Source organism: Pseudomonas sp. SDT291_1_S447 (assembly GCF_054070155.1).
In genome coordinates this window covers 1-6,443 of record NZ_JBSVXS010000196.1, presented here as the reverse complement: position 1 = coordinate 6,443, position 6,443 = coordinate 1, and the positions used below count along the sequence as shown (strand labels likewise).

The window sequence follows — 6,443 nt, the reverse complement described above, 5'->3', positions numbered from 1 at the left end:
GGTGTTTCCGCCGGCGCAACAGGGGGAGTTAAGGAGTTTGTTGGGGAATATTCGGGTGGGCGTGAGTGGGGTGTCGGCGGGGAGTTTGGTGAGGACGGAAGGGATGGGGTTGGTGGTGGTTTTGGTGCAGGTGGTGAATTTGGTGGGGGCCGTGCGAGAAGCTTTTAGCCAGACACGGGATCGACGTAAGTTGACGGAGTTGGTCGCACCAGTTGTGGTCACGAGCGCTGCAGGATTCACTGCTGCGCAAAGCCTCGCAGATACTGCTATGAAAGCTCGTAGCACCGCACTGGCCGTAGGGCTTCATAGCCATGCTATTCAAAACGTTTATGTACAAATGGGGAAAATGCATGTGGGATTGGGCCTCTTCACATATTTCTCAGGCTTGCTTTCTTCAATGAGCAGTCTTCTCACCCATCAAAAAAACTGGGAACAGGCGACACGAAGCGGAAATCGTCCGGCACAAGGAGCTGCTGCCCTAGCCGAATTAGGGACTAGTGGAATGCTGACGGTAAATGCATATGGGGTCGGTAATACTGCCCATGCGACAGTAAAGGTATTAACCGCATCCAAAGCGATGCGAACGGTCGCTTGGGCAGCAGCAGGCACACGATTGTCAACTGTATTCTTTCGCTTCAATCTGGCCGGAGCGCTTTTTACTGTGCTTGAATTGAGTGGCTCATGGCTTTACAACCGCTATAACATCAGTGCTCATGATAAATGGCTGAAGCTCACGCCTTGGAGTCGGGATGCCGATATGCGTGGTGACCATACACTGGAGGACTACCAAAGTTATCTGGCCTTTTTGATTCACGCGCCTTACGCCCAACTTGGGCCAAATCCATACGATTCTTGGCTGAAAAGCCTGCTGTTTAAAGCCAAGCCCAGCGACATACATCTTGTACTACCAAGATTGACGCTGAATGATCTGTTACCTCCCTTCGGCGGTAACCCGACGCATCGTTTAGGTATCGGCGCGCACCGCATTTCTATTCCGTTGCACAGCCGAGGAACTCCGCGAGAACAGCGGGATAATATTGGCGACGAAATTGTCAGTAGCCTGCGCATAGTCAAGTCCACTACTGAGGGGCTGGTGCTCTGTCTTCAATACCCGGTAACCCCTGATTCTGAATTCATTCCGGCAAAGGAAACGCTGGAACTGGCGGTTTGCATCCAGGCATTGAATGAAAAAGGTGAATGGGCATCGCGCACTCGTGTCATTCATTTGAATCCTCGCGGAGACGGACATTTTGCGGTAGTTGATCCGCAACTGGTAAAGGACAAACCTCCAGTTTTGCTGGTCGAAACTCAGTTTCTTGAGCGAGCGGATCATGCCGAATGAACGTGATATCTCAACAGGAAGGCCGCTGCTTGAACAGCAAGCAAAAGCCGGAGAAGTGGAACCGTTTCCAAGTGGAAGTATCACTTATCTTGCGCCACTTCCATTGCCAACACTGATTCCACCTTACGGCCCTCATATTGGTGATTTAAATGACCGATATCTGGATTTCGGCTTTGGATCACCGCAGGTTTTCGCATGGCAAGTCATATTGGGAGGGCCGTTAAGTGGTGCCGTTATGACCGCGTTTCTTTTTCCCGCGATTATCGGCTGCATTGGATTAATGTTTGGATATGACTTCACCTATACATGGGAACTTGTTGTTGATTTTTTCTATGTCATCTATCCATATGGTAATTTCGCAGCTTTTCTGAGTCTGACCATCGGCCTTGCCGTCTGGCACCACAACCACGAAAAACGCGCCCATATCATCCCAACCCGCTTCAACCGCCAACGCCGCGAAGTCTGCTTCATGCCCAAAGACACCACCGAACCCGTCTTTGTCCCCTGGGAATCACTCAGCGCCTGGATCATCGAAGCCCAAGGCGCCACCCAATACGGTATCCATCGCCAATACGGCATGGGCATCGGTTTCTACCAAGGCGAAACCCTTACCAGCCTCGAATTCCAATGCGCCGGCCTGCCGCTCGCGATCAGCCACTGGGAGGCCATTCGCGGGTACATGGAATACGAGGTCAACGACCTCAAATCCATCCAGGACCTGCAAGACCTCCAAGGCCCGGACGATCCCCCCCACGAAGGCCTGCACACCTTCCGCAACGCCCGCGTGCGCATGCACCAGCAGATCCGCGAAGGCACACGAACAAGGCTGTCGGGCTTCTTCTGGTACCTCTACCACGTCATGACCCTGTGGACGATTCCCAATCACCTCGTCGAATGGGAAGTGCGCCGCCTCGAAAGAATCGGCAAACAGGCACTGCCCGACGTCATGCGCCAGTGGTCAGAACCGCTGCCGGAAGATCAGTGGGCCAAACCGAGCGAGGAATTGCTACGGCTGAGCGAACAGGTACGGCAAATGCAAAAACGCCAACCGCATCGGCCGATCACCGAGATTTTTGCTGAGGTACAACGCACGGCTTCAAACGGTAAGCGGCGTGCATGAGCTGTTTTTCAAATGTCACTCACCAAGCCTTCAGACGTGGGCAACTCCATCAAGCGCTCAGCACCGAATACGCCTGCCTCAAGGACCTGTGCCGCAGCGACGAAGCAAGCGAGAAAATGCTCGGTTATCTGGAGCAGCGGCCGGAATTGACCCGGACAGTCTTCTACACCTTGCCGCTGCGCCTGCAATCGGAGCAGAGCGGGCAATACTCGACGCTGTTCAACGCTCTCATGGCCACGTTCAACAACCTGCCGGACTGGCTGGCGAAACTGAAGAAGATCGAACAACCGCAACTGCCGGCCCTCGACGAACTGCCCGAACACACCCGCATCGTCGCGGCCGCCGTGCAGGACACCTACAGCCCGGCGCTGAATCTCGGTCTGAACCGCGTACTGGAGGGTTTCGACCTCTCAGGAGAAAAAGTCCCCGAGCTGGATGAACTGTTCCAGCGACTGCCCAAAGCTTTGCGCCTGCGCCTCTTCGACGCGGCAAAAACCAGCGGCGTGACCTTCACCGTCGCCAGCCCCGCCGAACAGAGCGCGCTGCAAACCGCAATCAAGGATGTACTGCGCGAGCGCGAATACCTGAAAACCCTCAACCGCGAACGCAACCAACTCACCCACAACAAAAACCGCCAAGGCCATAAAACTGCGCGGGCGGTGGAATTGCAGGAAGAAATCGTGCGGGTGCGGGCGCAATTGACGCTCTTCGAAGGACGGTTGGCAGCGGCGTTGAGCCCGATCGAAGAACTGCCGGATCGCTCGGCGCGGCTGTACGGCGCAACGCCTGCAAGAGCAGGGGTGACAGTGGTGTTTCCGCCGGCGCAGCAGGGAGAGTTGAGGAGTTTGTTGGGGAATATTCGGTTGGGGGTGAGCGGGGTGTCGCCGGGGAGCTTGGTGAAGACGGAGGGGATGGGATTGGTGGTGCTTTTGGTGCAGGTGGTGAATTTGGTGGAGGCGTACCGGGAGTTGATGAAGCAGACCCGAGACAAGAAGAAGCGGGCGGACTTTTTTGCTGCTTTGGCTGCGACAGGAGCGGCCGGGTTTACAGCGGCGCAGGGGCTTGCGGATACGGCGTTGAAAGCTCGTGGAACAGCGCTTGTGGCAAGTTTGCAGCTTGAGGCCTTGCAACATGTTCAGGTTCAAATGGGGAAATTGCATGTGGGACTGGGTTTCTTTACTTATATCTTCGGCTTCAGAGCTTCTGCTACCAACTTCGGCAATCAACATCGAAACTGGCAAGAGGCGATTCGCAGCGGGAGTCAATCTGAGCGGAGCATGGCTGCATTGGCGACGTTGGGCGCCGGAGGAATGGTGATAACTAACGCTTACGGAGTGGGTAACACTGTTCACGCTTCTTTCAAGGTATTGGGTGCGCCGAATAACTCAGCACGAACAGCCGCTTGGGCTGCCGCTGGCACACGTCTTTCCAGCGTGTTCTTTCGCTTCAATCTGGCTGGTGCATTGTTCACTGTGCTGGAGTTCGTGGGTACTTGGCTGTTCAATCGATACAACCTGTCTGCCCACGACAAATGGCTGAAAATTACGCCTTGGAGCCGTGACCCGGAAGTGCGCGGTGACCACTCACTAGATGACTATCAGAGTTATCTAGCCTTTTTGATGCACGCACCTTACGCACAACTGGGGCCAAATCCGGATGACGCCTGGTTAAAAAGTCTGCTGTTCGGCGCCAAGCCCAGCGATATTCATTTGGTGCTGCCAAGGTTGATGCTGAATGATTTCCTGCCTCCTCTAAACAGTAAGCCAACTCATCGGTTGGGCATCGGTGCCCACCGAATTTTGATGCCATTGCATGCTCGAGGAGCACCGCGAGAACGCAAGGAAGTAATTAGCGACGAGGTACTGCGCAGCTTGCATATTGTGAAGTCATCGCCAGAGGGATTGATACTCTGTCTTCAATACCCTGTTACTCCCAACTCTGAATACGCGCCTGCAAAGGAAACGCTAGAACTGGCAATCTGTGTTCAATCCCTGAATGGCAAAGGCGAGTGGGCGTCGCGAACTCGTGTAATCCATCTGGATCCGAGGGGTGATGGTCATTTTTCAGTGGTTGCTCCTTCATTGGTAAAAGAAAATCCTCCGATGTTGCTTGTCGAAACCCAATATCTCGAGTGGGCTGACCATGCTGAATAATTACGACAAGCCCTTTGGTACTTCGCAGATAGAGAGCCCTAGAAAAGCAGGAGATGTAGAGTCATTTTCAGGCGGAAAAACTACATACCTCGCACCGTTGCCACTACCTACGCCGATTTCGCCTTATGGGCCGCACATTGCAGGGTTAAATGAAACGTACATGGACTTTGGTCTCGGATCACCGCAAGTATTTTCCTGGCAGCTAATTCTGGGTGGATCATTCACCGGCGCTTTCATGGTCATAGTTTTATTCCCTTTATTTACTGGGTTGTTGGGGATTATTTTTGGCTACGGGCATGAGGCAATCTGGGAGTCAGTAATTGGTATGTTCGAAGAGGGCTATGAGAACGAGTTAATTGCCGGCCCTTTCATTTTGCTCATCTGCCTCGCCGTCTGGCACCACAATCACAAAAAACGCGCCCATATCATCCCAACCCGCTTCAACCGCCAACGCCGCGAAGTCTGCTTCATGCCCGAAGGATCCACCGAACCCGTCTTCGTCCCCTGGGAATCCCTCTCCGCCTGGATTATCGAAGCCCAAGGCGCGACCCAATACGGCATCCACCGCCAATACGGCATGGGCATCGGTTTCTACCACGGCGAAACCCTCACCAGCCTCGAATTCCAATGCGCCGGCCTGCCGCTCGCGATCAGCCACTGGGAAGCGATACGCGGCTACATGGAATACGAAGTCAACGACCTCAGATCGATTCAGGACCTGCAAGACCTGCAAGACCTGCAAGGCCCCGACGACCCACCCCACGAAGGCCTGCACACCTTTCGCAACGCCCACGCGCGCATGCACCAGCAGATCCGCGAAGGCACACGAACAAGGCTGTCGGGCTTCTTCTGGTACCTCTACCACGTCATGACCCTGTGGACGATTCCCAATCACCTCGTCGAATGGGAAGTGCGCCGCCTCGAAAGAATCGGCAAACAGGCACTGCCCGACGTCATGCGCCAGTGGTCAGAACCGCTGCCGGAAGATCAGTGGGCCAAACCGAGCGAGGAATTGCTACGGCTGAGCGAACAGGTACGGCAAATGCAAAAACGCCAACCGCATCGGCCGATCACCGAGATTTTTGCTGAGGTACAACGCACGGCTTCAAACGGTAAGCGGCGTGCATGAGCTGTTTTTCAAATGTCACTCACCAAGCCTTCAGACGTGGGCAACTCCATCAAGCGCTCAGCACCGAATACGCCTGCCTAAAGGATCTCTGTTGCTACGACGAGGCGAGTGAGTGGATGCCACGAATCTGTGTCATACATCTACACCCAAGGGATGAAGGGAATTTCGATGTTGTCGCGCCTCAATTGGTCAAGGGGAACCCGCCCGTGCTACTGGATGAAACTCATTTTTTAGATCAGGCCGACCATGCGGAGTAAGCACACCGAGTTATATATGCCGCTGCTTGAACAGCCAAGAAAAGCAGGGGACATCGAGCCATTTCCGAGCGGAAAGATCACCTATCTCGCTCCGCTCCCCTTACCAACTCCAATGCCGGCTTATGGACCACATATTGGGGAGCTGAATGACGTGTTCATGGACTTCGGATTGGGATCTCCGCAGGTTTTTATGTGGCAAATGACGTTGGGGGGACCATTCAGCGTTGCGTTCTCGGCGGCGTTCCTTTTCCCGCTAATAGGCGGCTTCATGTTCTTTTTGTTCGGGATGGGTTGGGACGACGTTTCTCATGCCATAGAAGGGCTTTTCAATGAAGGCAAAGGGGTTTCATTCTTTGTGGGATGTTTAATGCTCCTTATCGGCCTCGGCGTCTGGCACCACAACCACAAAAAACGCGCCTCAATCATCCCAACCCGCTTCAAC

General features: G+C 54.2%; 3 protein-coding genes and 2 pseudogenes. All 5 read left to right on the top strand.

Translation table 11 applies throughout. The features are described 5' to 3' along the window. Positions 1 to 1,342, top strand: a pseudogene (locus ACW9IR_RS28300) (toxin VasX); the annotation flags it as partial. Beyond that, positions 1,332 to 2,462, top strand: coding sequence for a hypothetical protein (locus ACW9IR_RS28295; protein WP_457465912.1), 1,131 nt, complete (start codon positions 1,332 to 1,334; stop codon positions 2,460 to 2,462). The pseudogene ACW9IR_RS28300 and the gene ACW9IR_RS28295, both read left to right, overlap by 11 nt. Next, entirely contained in the window at positions 2,459 to 4,615 is a 2,157-nt protein-coding gene (locus ACW9IR_RS28290; RefSeq protein ID WP_457465910.1) for a hypothetical protein, read from the top strand. The genes ACW9IR_RS28295 and ACW9IR_RS28290 overlap by 4 nt, the downstream gene beginning before the upstream one ends. Continuing rightward, the gene (locus ACW9IR_RS28285) at positions 4,605 to 5,744 is read left to right on the top strand and encodes a hypothetical protein (RefSeq protein ID WP_457465909.1); all 1,140 of its coding nucleotides are present in this window, start codon (positions 4,605 to 4,607) and stop codon (positions 5,742 to 5,744) included. The genes ACW9IR_RS28290 and ACW9IR_RS28285 overlap by 11 nt, the downstream gene beginning before the upstream one ends. Before the next feature lie 273 nt (positions 5,745 to 6,017). After that, positions 6,018 to 6,443, top strand: a pseudogene (locus tag ACW9IR_RS28280) (hypothetical protein); the annotation flags it as partial.

What these genes read in the sequence shown, in the direction of transcription:
- ACW9IR_RS28290 (WP_457465910.1), top strand. Translation starts at nt 2,459, where the DNA reads ATGAGCTGTTTTTCAAATGTCACTCACCAAGCCTTCAGACGTGGGCAA.
- ACW9IR_RS28285 (WP_457465909.1), top strand. Translation starts at nt 4,605, where the DNA reads ATGCTGAATAATTACGACAAGCCCTTTGGTACTTCGCAGATAGAGAGC.
- ACW9IR_RS28295 (WP_457465912.1), top strand. Translation starts at nt 1,332, where the DNA reads ATGCCGAATGAACGTGATATCTCAACAGGAAGGCCGCTGCTTGAACAG.